Here is a 23,587-nt window from a genome sequence, read left to right as displayed (position 1 = left end):
TCAAGCATATATGATTTGATCTTAGTTTAACAATAATCTGGATCGGGGCAGTATAGTCACTATAACACGCTAAAAAGTCCTTAAAGGATGTTCAACCGTACTGAAATAGCAGAAATGTAAAATAGGCGAAATAGTTTCGAATTTCTTGTCTTTTGCAATATGTTGATAATCAGATTATAGCAAATCTATTAGTTTTTTTTTATGAGAACACTCCTACTTGGATTATTCGCTATTTTATGGAGCAGCTTGGCAATGGGCCAGACCCTGTATACATTCAATGGCGGCGGCACGAGTGGCAGTTGGGATAACGCTTCCACTTGGACGACTGACCCAACGGGCTCGACCAGCATTGGGGCACGAATACCAGCTACCAACGATATCGTGGTTGTGACTAATAGCTTCGTGGTGCTGTTGAACAACAGCGTGACCGCTACTGGTCTTAACGTAACCGTGCAGCGGGGTGGAGTGCTGGACCTGACTAATACTGCTTCAGGCTTTGCCAGCACATTAACCCGGCTGGCTGGCCAGGGCACCCTACGCATTGGCCGGCCCTATTTCCCGGCGGTAACAACCAACGACTTCGACGATGCCAATACAGGCACGGTCGAATTCTATAACTGGCCTGCTGGCCCCACGGCGCTGCCGCTGCCAGCATCTGGCCAGTATAACAACCTGCGCCTGCTCAATACCACGGCAACAGCGTACACTACGCAGCTCGACAACAATCTGGTGTTGATAGGCAGCCTCACGCTGACGCGCACCAACACGACCGCAACTGGCCCTTTGGTCACATTAAATTTAGGAAAAACGGCTAGCACCAACCGTAGCCTGACCATTCAGGGCAACGTCACTATTGGAGTCGGCACCTTTCTAGGTGTGTCAGCGGTAGCGGGGTCACACACGCTGAGCGTTAACGGTAGCTTCGTCAACAATGGCACCGTGAACTTGCACAACGGTACCGACGACACGCAGAATGCCATCCTTTCGTTCGGCGGGGCAGTAGATGCCAATTTTGCTTGTAATGGCCCTACTAATTTGAGCCAGCTCCGTGTTAATAAAGGCATTGATAGTCAAGTAATGTTGAACGTTACTTCGACTGTAAATCCGTCGAATGCAACCGGCAACTTGCACCTAAACTATGTTTCGCCCGGCAACATCTTAGACTTAGTCGCTGGGGTGACCAAATTTGGCAACAACATCGTGCTGCCCAGAATTCATAACGGCATCGCCCAGGGTACGGGTACCGATAATGGGTTCTATAATCTTGGTTCTACCTCGACAAGCCCTACCTTATGGGTGGCAGGTGCCACAATCCAAAATAACAGCGCAGATGCACGGGCTTTCATCATTTATGGTACCCTGCATGTGAGCGCTGGCGCTTTCGAGTGCTTGACTCAGGACGCCTTGGTAATGCGGGAGGATGGCCAAATTCTTATTGAAGGAGGCACGTCTACTGTAGAGAAATACCGGCCCTCTAGCACTTCCTCTACGCACCGCGGCTCTTTTATTATTACCGGTGGGCTATTTGATTGTCGCGGTATCAATGCAACCCCCCTCAATGACCAGTTTGCTCGCTTTTCAATGCCCTACCTCACTCAGTCTTTCCGCATGACTGGTGGTACCATCCGGGTAGAAAACCCCAGCACAAACGGCACCGACGGTTTGTTTCATATCGGCATTAACCCCAACAATGCTGTCGTTTCTGGTGGTACTATCGAGGTATATTTACCCAACAACAACATAGATGGCAAGATTCTCACTACGGCTCCTCTCTGGAATCTCACCATCAAGAAGCCTGTCTTTTCGGGTAGTACTACCAGCAAGGCTATCCTAGCCAACATCGGAGTGCAGACTACCCCTACTGATTATACTTCCGGCGCTACTACCGCTGCCCAGCCGATAACAGTACTCAACAACTTCACACTCGACGGAACGAACCCCACCACCTTCAATGCAGCTAACCTGAATGTGACTATTCAGGGCACCCTCACCATTAACACGGGCTGCACTTACCTACCTGGCACAAACACGACAATTTTCAGCGGCGGGCAAGACCAATTGCTGGCTAACAATGGCAGCATCGGTACCACAGCCGATGTGGGTACATTCAATAACCTGACGATGAACAAGTCGGGCGGCACGCTCACGCTGGGCGGTACGGTCATGACTTACGCTACCCCTGCCACCGGCACACTCGCGCTGGTGAGCGGTGTGCTCAACGATGGGGGCAAGACGATCAACGTGGCCGGCGCCCTCCTCAACTCGGCCTCGCACACCAGCGGGGGCGGCCAGGGCAGCATTACGCTGACTGGCACCGCGTTGCAGACGATAACCGGCGACGGTAACGGCATTTTTGGCAACCTCAACATTAGCAACGCGACTACCCCCGTCGCGGTGCAGCTCGGGGCCAACACCACCATCTCGAACTACCTCACGTTTCTCAACGATGCCGTATTTGCTATTAAGGCCTACCGCTTGGCCATTACCAACGTTGATATGGGGGCAATTTCGACCACGACCGCATTTTCCAAGCTATGCATGATTCAGACGACGGGCAACCAGAGTGACCTGGGCCTGCAGAAGACTTTTGGTGGTGCCGATACATTCGTGTACCCGGTGGGGGTAGGCACCAAGTACATGCCCGCCACTATCCAGCTGGCCGTGGCCGTGGCGATAGCCAAGTATGGCCAAGTGAGCGTGAGCCCCACCAACACCCGCAACCCGTTCACGACCACCGCAAATGCACTGCCCTACTACTGGAAAGTGCGCAGCGTAGGCTTCGGGCCCTTACCCACGAGTAGTGTCAACCTCTCGTTCACAATGAATAACGCCGACGCCTCGGGGGCCGGCACGTATACCAAGTATGTGCCGGGCCGCTACAACCCCGTGGCGTGGACTACCAGCACCTCCAATAACATTCAGTTTGGTAGTGCGGCCACGGCCAACTCCATCATCAGATTTCGCTCGAACAACCAGTTCGACGGAGAATTCACAGCGGGCGAGCCGGCGGCCTTTGGCACGGTAACGGCGTTTTACAGCCGCGCCACGGGAAACTGGGAAGCGCCCGCTACCTGGAGCACCACGGGCTACGGGGGTGCCGCCGCCGCCACGGTGCCTGGCGCGGGCAACCCCGTCTTCATTGGTTCGGCCAGTAACGGAGCGTACCACACCGTAACGTTAACGGCCAGCGGCGCCAAATCAGGCTCCCTGGTCATTGACCGCGGCTCAACCTTGGACGTGGGCACCACCGGCACTACTACGGCTAGTACCAACAACAACTTTGGGGCGCTGCCTGACTCCAAAATCGGCGGCTCGGGGCGCCTGCGCATAAGTTCGACGTTTTCGCCGGCTGTTTTCCCCGACGGCGACTTCGGCTCGTTTATTCAGTACGGCGGGGGCACGGTAGAGTACTACACCACGGGCACCGTCGACTTTACGCTCCCTACTGCATCGGGCACACTGACCCTGAACCAGTACCGCAACCTGTGGCTGAATGCTGCCACCGGCCGCACCATCACTCTACCCAACCAAGACCTGCGCGTGTATGCCCAGCTTAAAGCAGGCACTGCTAGCACCTTTCCCGGCACGGTGCTAGTGAGCAGTGCGGCGGCCGGCAACCTGCGCGCTGACTCGCTGCTGGCCGTGCAAGCCGGTATATTCCGCCTCCAGGGCACAACCCCGCGCACCCTATCGTTTGATACAGATGTGCAGGTAGCCACCAGTGCTACGTTTGATGTGCTCACTAATGCCGCGCAAACCCACTCCACTAGCGTAGGCGGCTCACTCACCAATAATGGCACGCTGGACTTCAAAGTCGGTACCGGCCTGGCAAACCTCATCTTCACAAGCAGCCAGAACGCCACCTTCACCAGCGCTGGCCCCACGACCGACCTGGCCACGCTTACGCTTAACAAGGGCCTGGGCCGCACGGCGCTCCTTAGCCTAGATGGCGCTGGCACCCTCACTACCCCCACCAACGGCTGGCTGACGCTGACCAATGGCACGCTACGTTACGCTAAGCCTAATGCAACGCTGAATATTCACGACGGGGTGGCTACCCCCTACCTCATCACCGACAATGCCGGCCTGACAGTGGACGCTAGCGGGTGCACCGTGACGGTAGCTACGAACAACAACGCGGCGGCGGACTTGAAACTTGCGGGCCAGCTTCAGATACTGCAGGGCACGTTGAAGGTAGGTGCTGCCGGCAACGTAGGCAACGACCTAGAGTATGCTAGTGCTGGCGCGCCTGGTCTCCAAATAACTGCTGGCAACTTGTATGTGAACGGCCAGATTCGCCGTACCGTGGCCAACCTCGACGGTTCGTTGCGCTTCGACCAGAGTGGCGGCACTATCGACATCGATGGCCAGGGTGCCTCGGCCGCCCAGAACAACGAGCGTGGCTTGTTTGAAGTGCAAGGCAAGGGCAGCATTTTCCGCATGAGCGCGGGCACCTTGAACCTACACCGCTCGAACCAGAAAAGTCCCATCCTCACGGCCGACCTGTACTTGGCCCCCGACTCGACGGTAGTAACCGGTGGCACGGTGGTGCTGGGCAACCCAACGACAGCCCCTATCGGCAGCAGCGTGACCGTTAGTATAAACTCGACGGTGCCGCTGTACGACTTACGCATAGAATCGGGGGCTAGTGGTAATACGAACACTGGGCTACTGGCCGGCGTGATTCCTCTGACGCTGAAAGGCTCGTTGACCATCGGCAACAACTTTTCGTTCTTCAACGCTAATGGCCTGGGGTTGAATATCTACCAAAATCTCCTTAATAACAACACCTCTGCCAGCACGGCGCTAAATGCTGGGGGATTTCAACCCATCACCACCACGCAGACCACGAGCTTTCTGGGTGGCCTAGCCACGCAGCAGCTCACGGGCACTGCCAGCAACCTGACGGTTTTTGGTAGCCTGGTAGTAAATACCCCGCAAACCAACGGCACCCTGCAGCTCGGTGGCAATGTCCTAACAACTGGTACGCTAATGTTGACTAAAGGCACGCTCGACGATAATGGCAAGACTATTACGGCCCAGGGCGACGTGCTCAATTACGCGACGCACCTCAGCGGCGGTTCCGGCACGGGTAGCCTGGTTCTGGCTGGCACCGCTAACCAGACCATCGGTGGTGATGGCAAGGGTCGCTTTGGCAACGTAAATCTGAACAACACGGCCGGCGCCAGCACTACGGCCAATCAAGAGATTACCAAGGTGCTCACCATGACCAATGGGGTGCTCACCATCGGCTCGAATTTGCTGTGGCTCAGCAATCCGGCAGCCGGTGCGGTGACTGGCTTCGGTACCACGCGCTTTATCCGTACCAATGGCATCGTGGCTGACCTAGGCTTACGTAAGAGCTACCCCAGCGGTGCGCTCGATTTCACGTTTCCGGTGGGGGCCGCTGCCAAGTACACGCCCGTACGCATGAACGTGGCGGCTAACTCGGCCGCTGGCACTCTCATGGTGCAGCCCATCGACCTAGCTCACCCCTCTACGACCGACCCAGCAGCTAAAGAGTTGGGCTTTTACTGGAAAGTAAGCAGCACTGGATTTAGCTCACCTACTGTATCGCAGGTGTTCACCTACATCGACAACGGCGTGGGCAACGATGTGAATGGCACAGAAGCCAACTATAAGCTGGGCCGCTTCCTGGATGGTGCTTGGACGCCGCAGGGTGGGATAGCAGGCAGCGTCGTAAGCACCACGGCCAATACGCTCAGCGCGTCAACTACTTACTTTGATGGTGACTACACAGGCGGCGAAGCGTCGGAGTTTGGCGCAGTGCCTACTTTCTACAGCCGTAATGCTACGGCGAGCCTTTCGGCCGGAGCTATTTGGACTGATGCCGCAGCCTGGACCTACAATACTGACGGTACCGACTCATCTCCTCTACCAACCACCTTCCCTACCCTGGCCAACCCGGTGGTCATTCGCAGCGGCCACCTCATCACGTCGGGCAGCGCGGGCCGCGGCGCCGCCACCCTGCGCCTTGATGGCACCCTGGACCTGGGCCCCAACGCTGCTAACAACTTCAACACGGTGAGCGGCAATGGCACCGTGCGCATTGGCTCGGCTTTGTTTCCGGCTGGCAATTACTCCACGTTTATGGCCCCCAGCGGCGGCACGGTCGACTACTCGGGGGCGGTGCAGCTGCCCGCCCGCGACACCTATAACAACCTGACCTTTTCGGGCGGTAACGCCAAGCAGCTGAGCAACCTGGACCTGACTATCAACGGCGCACTGACCGTGGGGGTGGGCACCACTGTGGACAACCCCACCAGCCAGAATATCAACCTAACTTCGGCCACGAGCGGCGCCACCGTGAGCGGCACGCTCAACCTGAATGATGGGGCCCTGACGACGGGGGCATCTTTGACCACCACAACGGGGGGGGAACTCAATCTGGGCGTGAGCTCCGTCAGCATCGGGACTACGTTCGCCAACGGCGGCACGCTGAACAACGGGAGCGGTAATGTGACGGTGGGCACTGCTTTCAGCAACAGCGGCACCTATAATGCGAACGTTAAAGCCGGCAACCTCACTGTTGGCACCACCTTCGCCAACAGCGGTTCCTACACGGGTGGCGTGGGCACGCTGGTCGTCAATAGCAACTTCAGCAACACCACCAGCGGAACCCTCACCGTGGCGAGTGGCGACGTGAACGTGCTAGGCAGCTTCTCGAACGCGGGCACCTACACCGCTCCGGACCCGAGCAATACGAACTACCTGCGCGTTACGGGCGACTTTTTCAACCTCGCCAACAGCTATTTTGCGGCGGCTTCGAGCACCATCATCCTGCATGGCAATTTCAGCAACAGTGGCGACTTTGATACCAGTAGCGGCAGCAGCCTGGCCGTGTTCACGACCGACAACAACCGCACGCTGAACGGCACCACGACCTTTTACAACCTGCAAAAGGCCGGAGCCAAGTACCTCATGCTCGGCACGAATACCAACGTGACAGTGATCAATATGCTAACCATGCGGAACGGCCTCATCTACACGGGTACCAGCAACATCCTATCGCTTAGCAACGCTACCATGCAGCCGATTGTGGGAGCAAGCACGACTTCCTACGTAGCTGGCCGCCTGGCCATGGCCCTGCCCGACGCGGCTACCAGCATCCGGGTGTTTCCAGTGGGCCTGGGCAGCCGCTACCGGCCCGTCACCATCACGCCCCAGGCGGCCTCGACGAGCCCAGTGGTACTGGCAGAAATCATCAACGCCGCCCCGGCCGGCAGTCTCGACGCGACGCTTTCCAACATGTCGGCCAACCGCTACTACCGCATCCAGCTGCTGTCGGGCACCCTCAACGAACCCACAGTGCAATTGAGCTTCAATACCGACGTGGAAGACGAAGAAGTACACGTGCCTGGCAACCTGCGCGTGGCCATCTCCGACGGTGCGAGTGGCCCCTGGAGCACGGCTGGCGGCGCAGGGGTATTTTCGCCCGCCGACCCGCGTGGTTACACCGCCTCGGCGTCAGCACTGACCACAATTAACAGCACCTCGTTTTTCGCGCTGGCTTCTACCAACAAAGTAGACAACCCGCTGACCGGCACCCCACCAGTGACGCTGCCCGTTAAGCTGGTGCAGTTTACGGCCGTACGTCTAGGCGCGGCCGTGCAGGTAGCCTGGGCCACGGCATCGGAGCAAAACAGCGCCTACTTCATGGTGCAGCGCTCGGCCGATGGCCGCACGTTTACCGACTTAGAGCGCGTGGCGGCCCAGGGCACCACCACCAGCCGCCACAACTATGTCACCCTCGACACGGCGCCGCTGCCGGGCCTGAGCTACTACCGCATGCGCCAAGTCGATATCGATAACCAGGCGCATTACTCGCCTGTAGTGGCTGTGCGCTTCGACGGCGCGGCGCTTACCCCCGCCCTTGTGGCCTATCCTAACCCCGCTACTGGCAGTGGCTTTAGGCTGCTCGCCACCAATCTGCCTCCCCCGGGCGGCACGGTGCAGGTGTTCGACAACGTGGGCCGCTTGGTGCTGACGCACGTGGCCGCCGCTGGCACGGCCGAAGCTACCATCAAGCCGCGCCAGCCGCTGGCCAGCGGCCTGTATTTCGTTACGTGGCAAACGGCCGACGGCCTGAAGCTAACCACCAAGGTAGCGGTGGAGTAAGCTCCGGCCCTACCCACGAAAAAGCCCCAATTACCGCTGCGGTAGTTGGAGGCCTTTTCGTGGGCAGGGCCACTAGGCGCAGCCCCCGCCACGCGTCGGCGAGGATGCCGCTGGCCAGCAAGTAGCTTCGGTCGGCAGTCAGCACCGGGCCAACTAAAAATCCAATTATCTTTATAGCACTGCAAAACAGTCGTTTAAAAAATAAATTCCAGCTGACAGAATACAAATAAATTCAAACGGCTAAGCATTTTACTCGACTCCTTGAGTTATGTGTAAACCAATACAGTTCCATAAAATGCTCCGCTGCCTGACGTTCTGGTGATTTCCTCAACAGCTTTAGCCCTAGCCCCCCCCGCCCCAACGTTAACCGGCCAACTTGCGGCGCTATTTCTTTTTAACGCAAAAGGCCCCGCCCGAATTTTCGGGCGAGGCCTTTTGCGTTAGGCGCTCCAATTTTTTGGCTTGCGCCAGGGGTAAGGCTATTGTTTCACTAGCCGGCGTACAGCCGTTTCCGAACCCTGGCGCACTTCGAGCAGGTAGACGCCGGGGCCTAGGCCAGCCGGCAGGTACAGGGGTTGCTGGGGCCCCAGGGCCACGGGTGCCAACACCAGCCGCCCCATAAGGTCGCGCAGCGCAGCGGTAGCGGCGCCCGCTTTAGGCAGCTTTACCACCACATAGTCGATGGCCGGGTTAGGAAACAGGGCGAGGCCGGGTAGCGCCTGGCTGGCCACGGCCGCCAGCGTCAGGTTGAACGAGGCCGTGCTAGTGGCCGTGCCACCGGGCGTCACCACCGTTAGCGGGCCGCTCGCGTTGGCGGCGCTGCTGGGCAATACTAGCGTGATAGTGGTGGCCGACACAACGGTGTAGGCCGGCACTGCTAGGCTGCCAATGCTAACGGCCGTGGCACCTGTGAAGTTGGTGCCGGTAATAGTGACGGTAGTGCCCGGACCGCCCGCAGTGGGCGTGAAGCTAGCAATAGTGGGCGCCACCACAGGCACCATCACCGCGAAGGGGCTTGCGCTGGTAGCCGTGCCACCGGGCGTCGTCACGGCCAGTAGGCCAGAAGTGGCGTCCGCAGGCACTGTAAACGTGATGGTAGCCGCATCTATCACCGTGAACGCGGACACCCCTACTCCGTTCATTAGCAATACGCTGGCCCCGGAAAAATTGGCACCTGTAACCGTGACCGTAGTACCAACCGGCCCGCTACCGGGCGTGAAGCTGGCAATAGTGGGCGACGCAGCCATCGGCGCGAAAGCCATGCCCCGAAACGCCGTATTTGCCCTGGCGCCGGCAATGGCCGTGGGCAGGGCAATGAGCGTAGGCGCCGCGTTGTAGCCCGTGTTGTCGGTCAGGGAAAACAGCCCGTTGGCACTAGTGGCGGCCAGCGCTACCGCCGTGCCACGGGTTAAGCCATTGAGGCCGCGTACCGCAGTTGAGGCACTGCCGGCAATAGTGCCGTTGAGTACCCAACTGCCCGCTACTAAACTCCACTTCTGAATGCCACCGGACGTGCTGCGGTCGTCTGCCACGTACACCACATCCACGCCGGGCACGGCGTCGCTCAGGTCAGCGAAGTAGAAGCCGTTGGGGCTAGAGCCGGCTGTGGCACCAGGAAAGCCAGGCAGCACCGTCACGGCTTGGCCACCGGTCGTGGCTAGGCCGTTACCCACTTGGTTCAGGCCAAAGTAAGCAGCAGAATTAGTCGAGATGTAGAGGCCGCCGTTCGCCACGTTGATGCTGCGAATATTAATGGGCGCCGTATTGAGCTGCGTAGTCATGGCGCTGCCAAACGCCTGGTACTGCACGCCCGAATTGCCGCCCACGCTATAAAAGCTGGTGCCATTGACCGTGGCCGCCGTGCGAATGCTACTGCCGCTGAAGGCAGTGCCGGTACTGGTACTGGTATCAACGGTGCCATCAGCCGCAATGAGGGCAATTACCCGCGTGATGTCGGTGGCCGCCGAGGCGGCTACGCCCGTAGTACCTGGCGCAGCGCTGTAGCCCGTGAGCACCAGGTAACGGCCATCGGCCGAGCGGGTCATGCCCAGCTCGTAGCTGTTGTTGCCGCTGGCCGTCAGGATGCGGTTGGTGCCGCTTACCGAGGTGGGCAAGGCAATGGTTTGGACCAACGTTCCACTTGGGGTGTATTCATCTAGAAATACTTCCGTAGCTGCGTTGGAGAGAGAGGCAGATCCGTCACCCACGCGGGCAACTACAACGTTGCCTGAGGCAAAGGGTGCTGCTTGGGCTATCCTGGGCCATGGTAGAAAAGCCATAACCAAAGAGGCTAGGAATCGGAATGGATAAAAATATTTCATAAAATAATTAAATAAAATGAAATAAAAGGATTATTATGACGACTGCTCATTTTCAAAGGTATAGCAATAATTTATAAAAGCTCAGTAATTTAGCCACAATATATTAGCTAAGATCAAAGCTCCTGCTTATTGGTAAATACTTATAGATTAAGCAAACATTCATTAGTTGCACTTTTTTGCGTTTAAGTAAAAACTTGTAAATCACTTTACAAGACATTATTAGTAGTGACTGGTACAGGACTCAGAACCGGGTCTGTAGAGGGTTGGGTATTGTTACGCAAATAGGGGGAAACTTCCAACTTCGTTCTCGCTAACGAATTTTGACAGTCTGGAAGGACGTGTAGGGGCCGTATAACGGATCACTGGGCTATATGCCGTCGCTACCAATCGAATAACGCTTGCGGCCAGGTATCGCCGACTCCGCCAGCGGTGGGGCTTTTGTGCCCGAGGAGCGCGCCGCTCGTTTTCGGAACCGTTGCCGCCCGATTAGCCGCCGGGGGACGGCCAACCCGCCGACCAGTGGAGACCAGCAACCGCGCAAGGGGTAAGACCCGAGCACAGCACCTGGGTAACCAACGCGGTGGGGCTTGCCGGCGTTTTGCGCCCCGTTGGCCCACGAGCCGCACCCCGTGCCCGTGCCCCCAGCGCCCGCGGCCCCTACGACGGGGCCGGTCGCCACGCCCCAACACTCTGGCCGGCGCCTTCCGGGGACATCAAGGGACAGAGCGGGACGAAAATCCGGCGGAAACCATTCTGGTCGCGCCGAACGGGAAAATCTTGAGATAGTCCCAGAGGAATTAGAAAACCTGTTTTAGCCTTTTTCTAACTATTTTTTAGTGGTTAAAAAAGTTAAATAGTCAGGTATAACTTCACTAACCTAATGCGGGCATAGGTTGCTCTAAGTTGCCAGTTGCGAGGTTTGGGGTGAGCATTATGCTGGTCTTGCTACTACGTGACGACCTATCAGACCTAGTCGACCGAAGCAACCGGACGGTCCAGATACCTACCGGCTCAGGAACGAAAATTCAATTTCAGCTATGTTCAACCAGGAGCCATGCGCGGGGGTATCAATAAGAATGAGGTGGCCGAGCGCAACAGGGGAGCACTGAGCGCTACCTTCCCAAACCCATGGAAAAGCCTCTCCCTCCGAACGGTCGCACTACGATGCGGCCGTTCGGAGGGAGCCCCGCGGCTGGCCAGCGAAAGCCGCCCGACGCTCGCCGCCCGCGCCCTTGGCATCCACGCCAAACTACTTTACCAGTGGCAGAAAGTGGCCCAGCTGCCCTTGCCCACAGGCCCAGCCGTCTGTTGGCTAGGCGCGGATCCTGCGCCTAGCCAACAGACGGCTGGCCCAGGAACTGGAGGGTTTAAAAAAAGCTGCCGCCACCTTCTCGACTACCTCGACGCCGTGAGCCAGTTGCAGTTCATTGGCCAGCAACGGCTTCGCTATTTGGTGCAGCTGCTCTGCAAAGTGCTGGCCGTCGTAGCCGCTATCGTGCCTGGTGCCAGCGCGCAGAAACCACCGCCGGGCCTGCTTGGGAAACAGCGCTGGTCGACGCGTTTGGTGGCCACCAGCGGCGCTACGGCACCCGCTGGCTGCAAGCGAACCGCGCGAGTTGGGACACCGCGCGGGTCGACAAGCCTTACGCGCAGCGTTGCGTCGCCACGGCCGCAAAGCCCTGCAGTCGAAGGCCTCCACGCCACGCACGACGGGTTCGACCCATGGCAAGCATTGCGCCCCCAACCGGCGGCTTGACCGGCCGCGCCCGGCCCAGGCCAATCGCGCGTGGGTCAGCGACATTACCGATCTGCCGCTCGCTAGCGGCCAGCGGGCCTACTGCTTTGCCTTCCAGGATGTGTGCACCAAGCAGGTGGTGGGCTGGCAAGTGCGGGCCGACACGCCCGGGGCGCGGGTTACCGCCGCTTCGCAACGGGCGTTGCTCGCGCAACGGCCCATTCCGGGCCTGGTTGTTCACTCTGGCCGGGGCGGCCGGTACACGGGCAACGCGTACAAAACACTGCTGCGCGACGCCAAGGCCTAACCCTGGGACAGCCGCGGCGAGTGCTACGGCAATGCCCAAGCCGAGGGCCCCTAGTCGCGCCTCAAAACCGAACTACTCGAACCGCGCGAGTGGCCCGTCGTTATCGACCTAGCCGACGCGCAAGCCAGCGTGGCCGACTATTTTGACTACCACAACCACAAGCGCCGCCACTCCAGTAGCGGCTATTTAAAACCTTATCTATTTCACCAACAACAACTTGTTAATATCACCTAGTTTTCCCCCGCTCAACTAGACCACTTCAACGTTCCAAAGTTGTCCTGCTTTGCTGAACCATCCTACTCGTCCACCCACACCCAGACAAGTCACCCCATCTAGAACGCCGTGGTTTACTCGCCTAACTGTCTGCCGGCGCGGGGTAGTCGAAGTATTCCCTAACAATCTGGCCGATTTTTTCGCGGGTCAGCGGCTTGGTAAGGTAGCCGGCAATGGGCAAGTTCCGCATCTGCTCGACATCCTTGGGATTGAGGGAGGTGGTGAGCATGATGATGATAACGGCCGGGTTATGGGCGAGTGGGCGCTGGGCGTATGCTTGCAGAAACTCGAACCCATTCATGCGGGGCATTTTCATGTCGAGTAAAATGAGGGCGGGGCAGGTGGGTAACGCTACCGCTGCGCAGTGGGTGTGCAGCAGATCGAGCGCTTCCAGTCCGTTGCCCGCCACTAGCACGGTGTCGGTAACGGCCATGCGCCGGAGCAGGGCCTGGTTGAGAAAGTTGGTGGTTTCGTCGTCGTCGACAAGCAGAGTGCAGCTGATGGCGGCCATAGTATCTAGGAAGGCAAGAAGGTAAAAAAAGACTACGCAGCGAGGGTGATGGCGTGGGGCAGGAACGCGAAAAAGGTAGTACCGGCCCCCAGTTGGCTGTGCACCTCGATGCGCCCGCCAGCATTCTCGACCATGCGCTTGACCATATAGAGGCCGATGCCGGTGCCCTCCACGTGGTCGTGGAAGCGCTGGAACATAGTGAACAGGCGCGGCAGGTGGGCTGGGGCGAGCCCGAGCCCATTGTCGTGCACTTCTAACACCGTATAGCCCGCCCGGACATGGGCCCGCACGTCGATATGCGGAGTGCGGTGGGGCGAGTGGTACTTGAGGGCATTGCTGAGCAGGTTATACACGATGCTGCGCAGGTTCTTCTCAGAGAAATGGATGGTGGGCAAGGCTGGAACATCAACCATCAGCTTAGCCCCGGTGGCCAGCAGCAAGGGCACCAAGTCCTGGCGCACGTCCTCAATAACGGTGGCCAGATTAACGGAGGCAGTGGCAGGGGTGTGTTCCTTTTGCAGCTTGGACACATCCGTCAGGTGGTCGATGGTGCGCTTGAAGCGCTCCACCGCGTCGAGCATGCGGATGAGGGTAGGACTCACGTTTTCCTGCTGAATCACGCCGGGCGGCAGGTCCTCCTGCAGCAGGTAGAGCAGGCCTTCGATGTTGGAAATGGGTGCTTTAAGGTCGTGCGAGGCCGTGTAGATAAAATTATCCAGGTCGATGTTGGTGCGCACGAGCTGCTCGTTCGCCACACGGAGCTCCGCGGCCAATGCCCGAGCCTGCTGGCCGCCTTCCTCTACCACGCGCCGGGCCTGCACCTGGTCGGTGACCTCGTTGGCGTACACTAGTACGCCATCGACTCCCCCCCGCGTAGTGTGGCGGGCCTGGTAGGTGAAGGTGAAGTACAGCTCCTCCAGGGGGCCGCCGTCGTAGCGGGCCAGTTGCATGGGTAATTCCTGGGCTACGAAGGTTTCGCCGGTTTCATACACGCCCCGCAAGTGCTGGTAAATAGGCGCCCCGGCGATTTCGGGCAGAGCAGCTAGCACGGGCTTGCCGAGTAGCGCGCGGCCGGGGAAAATGCGCTGGTAGGCCGGATTGACAAGCTGAAACACCAGGTCGGGGCCATCGAGAATGACGATAGGCGTTGGCGCCTCCATAAAGAGATGGTGCAGTTGCTGGCGCTCGGCTTCGCGCTGCTGGCGGGCAAGTACCTGCTCGGTGACATCGAAGGCAAAGATGGAAATGCCAGCCAGCTGGTCGTTTTCGCGGTAGGCCTGGTAAGTGAAGGTGTAGTATACCTGCTGAACCGGCCGGCCGTCGGGCGGCGCGAGGCGCATGGGCAGTTCCTGGCCGAAGAAGGTTTCGCCGGTCTGGTACACGCGGTCGAGCAGGGTCAGAAAGCCAGCCTCTTTGGTTTCGGGCAGGGCCTCGGCCACGGACTTTCCGGTGAGCTGCCGGTCGGGGAAAAGCTGCTGGTAGGCGGTGTTGACGTATTCAAAGCAGTGCTGTGGGCCCCGTAACAAGGCCACTGCGGCGGGGGTATCGGCCAGGATGTGGAAAAACGCCTCACGCTCCTGGGCCAACCTCTGGGCCACTGCCAGCACTTGGGCCTGAAGCGCCTCGGCCTGCTGCCGGTTGCGCACCCGTTCGGTGACGTTGACGGCAAAGCTCATAACGCCTTCTATTTGTCCGGCCGCGTCGAACTTGGGCTGAAAAGTGAGGTCGAAGTACTCTTCCTGCAGCTCCCCCTGGTGAAAACGGTCGGAGCGAACGAGCTCTTCGAAGGCATGCACGGGCTGGCCCGTGCGGTACACGCGGTCAAATAACTCGTGCTGTTCCTCGGGCAGCTCGGGCAGGGCCTGGCGGCGCGGCAATCCCTGCAACGGGCGGTTGGGCAGCAGCTCTTGGGTGCGGGGGTGCACCAGGGTCCAAACGTGGTTGGGGCCGGCGAAGAGGTTAATCTGCGCTGGGGCCTGACTGAAGAGGCGAAGCAGGCGGTTGCGCTGCGCTACGGCTTCGGCGCGGGCTTCCTGCTCGCGGGCTTGGCTTTCACGCAGCGCCAGCTCCACGGGCGAGCAGGGCTGGTCGGCGGTGTCGGTAAAGCTTACCAGAAGGCCTGCGCCAGAGCGGCGGGCGGCCAGGTGGTAACAGTGAACATCGCCGCCGGCCTGGTCATTGACGTTGTACTCGCGGGTCTCGCCGCTGACAAAGGCGTCGACGTGGAACTGGAAAGTGCCGTGCGCTTTGCTATGGGGCCATTGCGCATTATGAGTCACCATAGGTCGCTCGGACAGATGCAACAGTCGCTGGGCGGCGGGGTTGAGATACTCGAGGGAGAAGTCTACTAGCTCGCCCGAACCGCTGAGGTCATAAATTGGGGCATAGAAAATGACGCCGGCAAGGGAGACGGCTAGCAGGTCGCGCAGTAGCTCGTCAGGCGGAGTAATGGCATTAAGCAGCCCTAAGGAATCAGGCATAGGAAGAAGATAAGGCAACGAAAGTAGCGCTACGCGGGCAGCTAGGATAGCCCTGCGTTAGCCAACGGCTACGGGACTAATAGGGCAAGCAAGGGAAGCTTCGGCCCGCACCATGGCAAACAATTCCTCTTGTGGCTCATTTCTAAAAAGGAGTAGGATAATTCAATCATAAAGTTTAGATATTGTCCGTTTAGTAAATCGCCGGAGCATTAAGTTACTCATACCTATCTTAATCTGGGCCTTGCTGTTACGCGGATTGGTTTCGCAATCGCGCCTGGCGAGGCGTCGGCACCTGCCTAGCCAAGCGAAGGTGCGCTCCACAACCCAGCACCGGGTCAGCACCACGAAGCCTTTTTGGCTCAGCGGTTTGCGCACCACTGCCACTGGCCGCCCGGGCGCTTCGGCTGCATGGGTGGCCAGTGGACCCTGGTAGTGGTCATCGACCCAGACCGGTTGTAAGTTCGGGGCGCGGGCTTTGGCCTCGACCAGCACCGAGCCGGCCCCCACCGGGTCTTGCACACTGACCAGCTGGACCTGCACGGCCAAGGGCAGCCCTTCGGTGTTGACCACGATACGGCGCTTACGACCAGTTACTTGTTTGCCGGCATCGTCGCCGTAGCAGCCCCCCTTTTAGCGCCCGTCCGCCCGGACTGCGTATCGATGGCCCCGGCCGTGGGCTCGGCTGCGCGGGTTGGCGTACGGCCCGGCACAACTCGTCCAATAGCTAGTCCCGGGTTCCGTCCGTGCGCCAGGGCGTGTGGCAACAAGGACTAGGCGCTGCCGGCGCGGCCTTGGCAAAAAAAGACGTTGAGCAATTCCCGTTTGGGAGGCAGCGGCGGACGCCCGTAGCCACTGGTCCGCACGCAGGGCTCCACCAGAAGCCATTGTTCGTCCGTCAAACCGGTTGAATAAGCCCGGCGATTCATCCGGTAAAGGTAAATCCCTATGTTTTTACCCTATACCCTCTAAAACCGAAGACCTGAGCCAGCGTCTACCCGATGTGGGGACTTGTGAGGTGGCCAAGTTGGACGGGACAGGTGGAGGACCTAGTTTTCTTCAATTGGTTGAATGAGGCGGCTTAGTAAGGCGCACCTCGCTGAACTAGGCTACTTCGAACTCAACCAGTAGCTTACCGAGTAGGAAAGCGTACAGATGCACATCAGGTCAGACCGTGGTTAAGACAATGATAATTAAAATATTAGCTAAATCGAGGGCAGTTAGATTAGCTGGCAAGTTCCGCGCAATGCGAGCAGAGGCAGTGGACGGCGACTACGCCGTAGATACTGCTGAGGTGCTGTCTTTACAAACAAGCTACGTTTGAGCAAGCGCAGCTGCGGGGTAGCGATGGGCTCTAAAACGCAGCTCTTTAACTGCCTAGCCAGCCGGTTGGGTGGGCCAGGAGTTACGCTGCTCCGAATATAAATTTCCTTACGGCACAAAAGTGGTACCTTACATGGCAGTCAGCGGTATGCTGCCTGTAAACTTGCGCTAATTTTTGTATTATATCAATACTAAATACCTTTTATTAAATAGGACTTGCCGCTGGTCAATGAGTAAGTTCCTACCCCACCTATAATTAAGTAAGCGCTTGCCTTCGCGGCCGGTGAACTAGCCATGATGAAGGAAAGTGAAAAAAAATATCGGCGCTTAATTGAAGCCAGCCAGGACTTGTTGGCTACTGTTAATGTGGGGGGTAACATCCTCGACACCAACGAGGCAGCCGTAACGCTGACGGGGGTAGAACGCGACACCTTGCTGGGGGCGAACTTCTTTGCCTTTTTTACCGAGCCGGAATTGGTGTGGGAGGCCTACCGGGAAGTGATGGCCAGCGGGGCGGTCAGCAACGTGCCGTTCACGCTGCGGCACACCAATGGCACGCTGACCGAGGTGTTGCTTGACGCCTCCGTGAACAAGAACGACCAGGGCACCGTACTGGGCGCCAGGATAGTGGCGCGGGAAGTAGCAGAGAAAAACTGGGCCACAGAACTGGGCATTGCCAATAAAGAGCTGGCTTTCCAGCACAATGAAAAGGAAAAGCGGGCCGACGAGCTCAGCATTGCCAACGAAGAGCTGGCTTTTCAGAACGACGAAAAAGAAAAGCGGGCCCAAGAGTTAAGTGTGGCCAATACGGAACTGGCGTTTCAGAACGACGAAAAGGAAAAACGCGCCGCTGAGTTGAGCATCGCCAACGCAGAACTCGCCTTCCAAAACAACGAAAAAGAAAAACGCGCGGCCGAGCTGGGCATTGCCAATGAAGAACTGGCCTTCCAAAACGACGAGAAGGAAAAGCGCGCCGCCGAGCTCGGCATTGCCAATAAGGAGCTAGCCTTTCAAAACGATGAAAAGGAAAAGCGCGCCCAGGAACTCCTCATTGCCAACAAGGAACTGGCCTTTCAGAACGATGAGAAGGAAAAGCGGGCCCAGGAACTAGGCATTGCCAACACCGAATTGGCGTTTCAAAATGACGAGAAGGAAAAACGCGCCGCTGAGTTGAGCATCGCCAACGAGGAGCTGGCTTTTCAGAATAATGAGAAGGAAAAGCGGGCCCAGGAGTTAATCGTGGCCAATGCGGAGCTGGCCTTCCAGAACGACGAAAAGGAAAAGCGGGCCCAAGAGCTAAGTGTGGCCAACATTGAGCTGGCTTTTCAGAACGACGAGAAGGAGAAGCGGGCCGCTGAACTGGTGATTGCCAACAAGGAGCTGGCTTTTCAAAACGACGAGAAAGTGAAGCGGGCCGCCGAGCTGCGCGTAGCTAATTACGCCCGGGGGCTGATTGAGGCCAGCCGCGACCCGCTCGTTACCATCAGCCCGGAAGGCAAAATCACGGACATGAACCTGGCCACGGTCTACATCACCGGCATGGAGCGTGAGCAGCTGATTGGGTCCGATTTCTTCGCCTATTTCACCGACCCGCAGATGGCGCGCGAGGTGTACCAGGAAGTATTTGCCAAGGGCACGGTGGCCGATTCGCCCCTCACGCTCCGTCATAAAGACGGCAAGCTGACGGATGTACTCTTCAACGGGTCGGTGTATAAGAACGACGAGGGCAAGGTGCTGGGGGTAGTGATTGTGGCCCGCGACGTAACTGACCAAAAGCGCATTGCCACCGAGCTGATTGAAGCCAAATTTGCGGCCGAGCGCGCTACCGTGCGGGCCGAAGAAGCCCAAGCCAAAGCCGAAAGCGCCACCGGCATTGCCGAAAACGCGGTGAAGGCCAAGCAGCAATTTCTCAGCAACATGAGCCACGAAATTCGGACGCCCATGAATGCCATCATCGGCTTTACGAAGGTGGTGCTGAAGACGGAACTCACCGACAAGCAGCGTGAATACCTGACGGCCATCAAGCTCAGCGGCGATACGCTGATTGTCCTCATCAACGACATCCTGGACCTGGCCAAGGTGGACGCGGGCAAGATGACCTTCGAGCAAATCCCATTCAAGCTCTCGGCGTCGGTGGCGGCGATGGTACACCTGTTCGAAACCAAGATTCAGGAGAAAAACCTGACGCTGGTGATGGACTACGACGCTAAAATTCCGGAAGTGCTGGTGGGCGACCCAGTGCGGCTGCACCAAATCATTCTCAACCTGGTAAGCAACGCCGTCAAGTTTACCAGCGAAGGCACCATCACCGTGGGCGTGCGGATGCTGGTGCAGGACCCGGAAAAAGTTATCCTGGAGTTTGCCGTAACCGATACCGGCATCGGCATTGAGGAAGAAAAGCTGGGCACTGTATTCGACGATTTTCAGCAGGCCACCAGCGGCACGAGTCGCCTGTACGGCGGCACGGGCCTGGGCCTGGCCATTGTCAAAAACCTGGTGGAGCCCCAGGGCGGCACCATCCACGTAAAAAGCCGGGTGGGGGTAGGCTCGACCTTCAGCTTCATCCTAAGCTTTGGCAAAACCACCGAGAAAGCCGACGCCGAGTCGGGCCTGACCATAGCGCTGGAAACCGGGTTTCAGGACATCAAAATTCTGGTGGTGGAAGACATTGCCCTGAATCAGCTTTTGATGAAGACGCTGCTGGAAGACTTCGGCTTTGAGATGGAGGTAGCGGCCAACGGCCGAATAGCGCTCGAAAAGCTGCGCGCTACCCGCTACGACATCGTGCTCATGGACCTACAAATGCCGGTTATGAATGGCTTTGAGGCCACCGAATACATCCGTAACGAGCTGCACCTAACCGTGCCCATTATTGCGCTGACGGCCGACGTGACGACGGTAGACGTGGAGAAATGCAAGGCGGTAGGCATGAACGACTACATCTCGAAACCGATTGATGACAAGCTGCTCTACAGCAAAATCATCAAGTACCTAAAGCAAGCCGATTTCGCTCAAACCGCCGTGGCGCCGGCCGCCGGCCACCTGCAAGCTCCGCCTCAGACCTGCGTCAATTTCGACTACCTGAAACGGATAACTAAAAGCGAGGCCCGCATGGCCGAAATGATTGGCCTCTACCTACAGGAAATTCCGCAGTTGGTGCAAACCATGAAACAGGCCATTGGCGAAAAGGACTGGATTGCCCTGAAGCGCGCCACGCATTCCATCCTTCCCACCTTTGCCACGATGGGCATGGACCCAGCATTTGAGGACATCACCAAAGCCATTCAAGCCCTGGCAGTGAGCCTGATTTCCGTGGGTGATGGCGCCAGCCGAGAAACCATGACCGGCTTGCTGTCCTTATTTTCGAAGATAGAAACTGCCTGCGCCCTAGCCGCCCAGGAACTGGAGGCAAAGCTACGCGCACTCTCACGCAGCCTTACCCAGGCGTAGGCCACTGGATAGCAGGTGACGTTGCCGAGTAAATCAGGTCAACGTATGGCCTTGCTTTTTCTTCGTCTTGAAAAATGGCCTCAGGCTCGTTATTAGGCGTAGGATTCAGAAAAGCACACCTTTGGCCTTAGTTAAAAGTTTGACTCAAAGGTTAAACAGGTTGATTGCAAACATAACACTCCCACTTCAAAACAGTATTTTCAAAGGTCAGTAGGGCTGGTTTGTTCAGCGAGACGAGGTTGCGTTAGTAGTTTGGACAAAGAATGAAATGTGTTGAAACACAAGGGTTGAATCCAAAAGTTTAGCAAAATCTGCTTGATAGGGAACGCCAGACTTCACAATGGCACAAGCTTGCTTGAGCAACATATTGCAGACGGCAATTAGGGCCATCTTTCCGTTCTTGCCTTTGGCGACGAGGCGGTCATACAGTACTTTACAAGCCGCATTAGCTTTCTTGGCTGAGAAGCTGCACAGCAGCGGCGACGAGCAGAAACAAGACCTGGCCGTGGACTCGCTCGGTGGCAGCGCCTCATTCAATTACTGCGGCAACCGATGCGGCCTAACGGCTCACTCTTACGTGGACGAGACGCTGCTCGTCTTCGACTCGACCGTATCCAGTGCCGCCGACTGCGAGGCGACGCACCTGCTGGAGGGCCTGCTGCGCCACGCCGTGCGGCCCACCGACGTCCACAGCACGGCTACACGAAAGTCATCTTTGCTGTGACCCGCCTGCTGGGTATTACCTACGAGCCGCGTATCCACCAACTCGCTAATCAGCAAGCATATAGATAAGATCCGGTGGCCGCCCACCGCCAACTGGAGCAGACGCCAGCTGCCGGCGGGCGTGCCGCGGCTGGCGTACCCTAAACGGCGCTGGGCGGGTCGGTCGTCAACGCTGCCGTGGGCGTCTTGGCGAGCCCCTCGGTGCAAAAAATCGCGCGCCTATTTGGCAACTCCGAGGCGGAGAAGGAAGAGCTGTTCAAGGGCCCCCCGCTTCCGGAATACGCGTTTTAACTAACTCATAAGCAAGTTGATTGCGGCCGCGGTGCGGATAAAGAAACACAACCTGGATGCGACGGCTATATCGACTACCTATTGGCTCTACTTTGGCGAGTTAGGGAGCAGGTAGGGCTGTGATAAATTGGGGGCATGGAGTTGCCTATAACTGAAAAAAGCGGGGAATTACGTAGCGGGCCACGCCACCCGCTTTCGGCCGCGTTGGCCCGGCCAGCTCGCGCATGGCCCGCCCTGTTTCAAGGCCTTGTTTCGCGCTCGCCGAAGCACTGTGGCGCGCCGGGCCGGGCGCTTGCCCGGTCCCAGCCACGACGCCCTGCACCACTTTATCCGTGCCTCGCCTTGGGACGGGCTGGCCAGGCCGACCTTCGCCCAGCGGCGCTGCCTTTTATGCTCGGGGCCCAACGCGAAGGCCACGCAACGATTCCCTGCCTGTCCTTTGCCAGTGCCAAACTGCCACTGCCCGGAAGCTGCGGAACCTGCTCCAAGCAGACGAGGCCCTGCTGGCTGCCGTTCGCCAACGCACCGCTGATACCGCCCGAAATTCACCCCCAAACTGCTCACCTAACTTGCCAAAGCAGAAGTAGGGCCCCGGCGCCAGAATCGCCAACTTTGCTTCAGATTTGCGGGGGACTTTTGCAGCGTTCGGTGCTGGTTTCTCCTATTTTTTATTCGCCGTGGTGCTTTCTGTTTTTCGTTGGCTAGCCGTGGGGGCCCTGGCGCTGGGCCTGGGGGCCGGGGCGGCCCGTGCCCAAGGGGCGCCGCCGCCCACCTTGGGGCCCCTGCCAGCCGCGGCGCCTACCGAGCCGGGCAGCCCCCGGGCGCTGCCCGACTTCCTGGACGTGGCCTACGCCCAGAGCCCGCTGCTGGGCGACTTGCGCAACCAGGTGCTGCAAAACCGCCTCGACAGCCTGCGGCGGAAAGCGCAGAACGGCGTGCAGGTGGCCGGCATCGGGGCGGCGGTGGCCTCGCCGTCCATCACGAACAGCAGCGGCGAGCAAGTGGTGGGCTACGACCAGGCCGTGAGCAACGGCGGCAACTACGCCACCTTGGCGCAGGCCACCAAGCCGGTGCTCAACCGCTTCCAGCTGCAAACCGACTACCGCATCCTGGGCAACCAGGGGTTAGTGCTGCGCAACACCGGCCGCCTCTCGACCCTGGATTTGCGCCGCTCCGTGACCGACCAGTTCCTGACGGCCTACGCCGCGCAGCTGCAATTCGACTTCAGCCGTGCCCTGCTCGGGCAGCTGCGCCAGCAAGACCAGCAGCTGCGTCAGCTCGTGAACGCGGGCGTGTTCAAGCAGACGCAGTACCTGAGCTTTTACCTGTCGGTGCGCACCCAGGAGGTGACGGTGGAGCAAAACCGCCTCGGCTACCGGCGCGAGTTGGGCACGCTGCGCTACCTGTGCGGCGTGGCCGATACGGCCCTGGTGGCGCTGGCCGTGCCCGGGGCCCCGGTGCGCCGGCCGCTGGCGGGCCTGGCCTCCATCACCCAGCGCCAGTACACGCTCGACAGCCTGCGCTACCAGCTCGACCGCCAGGCCGTGGACGCGAGCTACCGGCCCAAGCTGAGCGCGGTGCTCGACGCGGGCGTGCAGTCGTCGCAGCCCGGGCTGCTGGCCCTGGGGCACAGCACGGGCCTGGGGGCGGGATTCCTGCTGGCGCTGCCCATTTTTGACGGCCACCAGCGGCAGCTCCAGTACCAGCGCATCGACCTGGGCGAGCGGAGCCGGCGCGGCTACCGGCAGTTCCTGACGGTGCAGCGGCAGCAGCAGTACGACCAGCTGGGGGCCCTCATCCGGGCCTCGGAGGCGCTGGCGGCGCGCATCCGCGAGCAGCTGCGCATTGCCGAGGCCCTGGTGGGCGCCGCCCGCCAGCAACTGGCCACCGGCGACGTGATGATCCTGGACTACCTGAACCTGGTGACGAGCTACCGCACCCTACAATTCAGCCTCACGCAGGCCGAAACCGACCGGCTCCGCAGCCAGTACGCGCTGGATTATTTGGCGGAATAGGGGCCCTGGGGGCCCGCCGCAT

General features: G+C 58.9%; 9 protein-coding genes and 2 pseudogenes. 7 read left to right on the top strand and 4 right to left on the bottom strand.

Going from position 1 to position 23,587, the window contains the following annotated elements; all coding sequences use genetic code 11:
* Positions 1–1,581: 1,581 nt before the first annotated feature.
* Positions 1,582–8,139: a T9SS type A sorting domain-containing protein gene (locus BEN49_RS00915; protein WP_125916373.1), complete on the top strand. Its 6,558-nt coding sequence runs from the start codon at positions 1,582–1,584 to the stop codon at positions 8,137–8,139.
* A gap of 479 nt (positions 8,140–8,618) precedes the next feature.
* Here BEN49_RS00915 and BEN49_RS00910 read toward each other — a convergent pair whose 3' ends face one another.
* Positions 8,619–10,253 carry an IPT/TIG domain-containing protein gene (locus BEN49_RS00910; protein WP_158022699.1) on the bottom strand — a complete coding sequence of 545 codons (1,635 nt, stop codon included), beginning with the start codon at positions 10,251–10,253 and terminating at the stop codon, positions 8,619–8,621.
* Between the two features lie 1,862 nt (positions 10,254–12,115).
* Here BEN49_RS00910 and BEN49_RS00905 point away from each other — a divergent pair.
* Both BEN49_RS00905 and BEN49_RS30715 read left to right on the top strand, forming a co-directional pair.
* Positions 12,116–12,502 (top strand): DDE-type integrase/transposase/recombinase, encoded by a 387-nt coding sequence (locus BEN49_RS00905; RefSeq protein ID WP_070739440.1) that lies wholly within the window; start codon positions 12,116–12,118, stop codon positions 12,500–12,502.
* Positions 12,503–12,571: 69 nt separating this feature from the next.
* Positions 12,572–12,736, top strand: a pseudogene (locus BEN49_RS30715) (integrase core domain-containing protein); the annotation flags it as partial.
* 121 nt (positions 12,737–12,857) lie between these two features.
* On the opposite strand, the gene BEN49_RS00900 reads toward BEN49_RS30715, so the two are convergent.
* The 3 genes and pseudogenes from BEN49_RS00900 to BEN49_RS30710 all read right to left on the bottom strand — a co-directional run.
* Complete coding sequence (locus BEN49_RS00900) at positions 12,858–13,286, bottom strand: response regulator (protein ID WP_070739437.1); 429 nt, start codon at positions 13,284–13,286, stop codon at positions 12,858–12,860.
* A 32-nt stretch (positions 13,287–13,318) separates the two neighbouring features.
* Positions 13,319–15,766 carry a PAS domain-containing sensor histidine kinase gene (locus BEN49_RS00895; protein WP_083325648.1) on the bottom strand — a complete coding sequence of 816 codons (2,448 nt, stop codon included), beginning with the start codon at positions 15,764–15,766 and terminating at the stop codon, positions 13,319–13,321.
* Between the two features lie 162 nt (positions 15,767–15,928).
* Positions 15,929–16,369, bottom strand: a pseudogene (locus BEN49_RS30710) (transposase); the annotation flags it as partial.
* 1,011 nt (positions 16,370–17,380) lie between these two features.
* On the opposite strand from BEN49_RS30710, the gene BEN49_RS00880 reads away from it, so the two are divergent.
* The 4 genes from BEN49_RS00880 (at position 17,381) to BEN49_RS00870 (ending at position 23,565) form a co-directional block, all read left to right on the top strand.
* A complete protein-coding gene (locus BEN49_RS00880) occupies positions 17,381–20,536 on the top strand; it encodes a PAS domain S-box protein (protein WP_070739425.1) in 3,156 nt (1,051 codons plus the stop codon).
* A 340-nt stretch (positions 20,537–20,876) separates the two neighbouring features.
* On the top strand, positions 20,877–21,260 hold the full coding sequence (locus tag BEN49_RS00875) for a Tn3 family transposase (protein ID WP_070739422.1): 384 nt from the start codon (positions 20,877–20,879) through the stop codon (positions 21,258–21,260).
* The gene (locus tag BEN49_RS31125) at positions 21,257–21,328 is read left to right on the top strand and encodes a hypothetical protein (RefSeq protein WP_438831765.1); all 72 of its coding nucleotides are present in this window, start codon (positions 21,257–21,259) and stop codon (positions 21,326–21,328) included. Before BEN49_RS00875 ends, BEN49_RS31125 begins: the two co-directional genes overlap by 4 nt.
* 899 nt (positions 21,329–22,227) lie before the next feature.
* Entirely contained in the window at positions 22,228–23,565 is a 1,338-nt protein-coding gene (locus tag BEN49_RS00870; RefSeq protein WP_125916369.1) for a TolC family protein, read from the top strand.
* Positions 23,566–23,587: the final 22 nt, after the last annotated feature.

Origin of the sequence: Hymenobacter coccineus, assembly GCF_001816125.1 — a bacterium.
Taxonomy (GTDB): domain Bacteria; phylum Bacteroidota; class Bacteroidia; order Cytophagales; family Hymenobacteraceae; genus Hymenobacter; species Hymenobacter coccineus.
The sequence above is the reverse complement of the archived record's forward strand: the minus strand, read 5'-3'. Positions and strand labels throughout refer to the sequence as shown.

What these genes read in the sequence shown, in the direction of transcription:
- BEN49_RS00880 (WP_070739425.1), top strand. Translation starts at nt 17,381, where the DNA reads ATGATGAAGGAAAGTGAAAAAAAATATCGGCGCTTAATTGAAGCCAGC.
- BEN49_RS00875 (WP_070739422.1), top strand. Translation starts at nt 20,877, where the DNA reads ATGGCACAAGCTTGCTTGAGCAACATATTGCAGACGGCAATTAGGGCC.
- BEN49_RS00900 (WP_070739437.1), bottom strand. Translation starts at nt 13,286, where the DNA reads ATGGCCGCCATCAGCTGCACTCTGCTTGTCGACGACGACGAAACCACC.
- BEN49_RS00915 (WP_125916373.1), top strand. Translation starts at nt 1,582, where the DNA reads ATGCCCTACCTCACTCAGTCTTTCCGCATGACTGGTGGTACCATCCGG.
- BEN49_RS00895 (WP_083325648.1), bottom strand. Translation starts at nt 15,766, where the DNA reads ATGCCTGATTCCTTAGGGCTGCTTAATGCCATTACTCCGCCTGACGAG.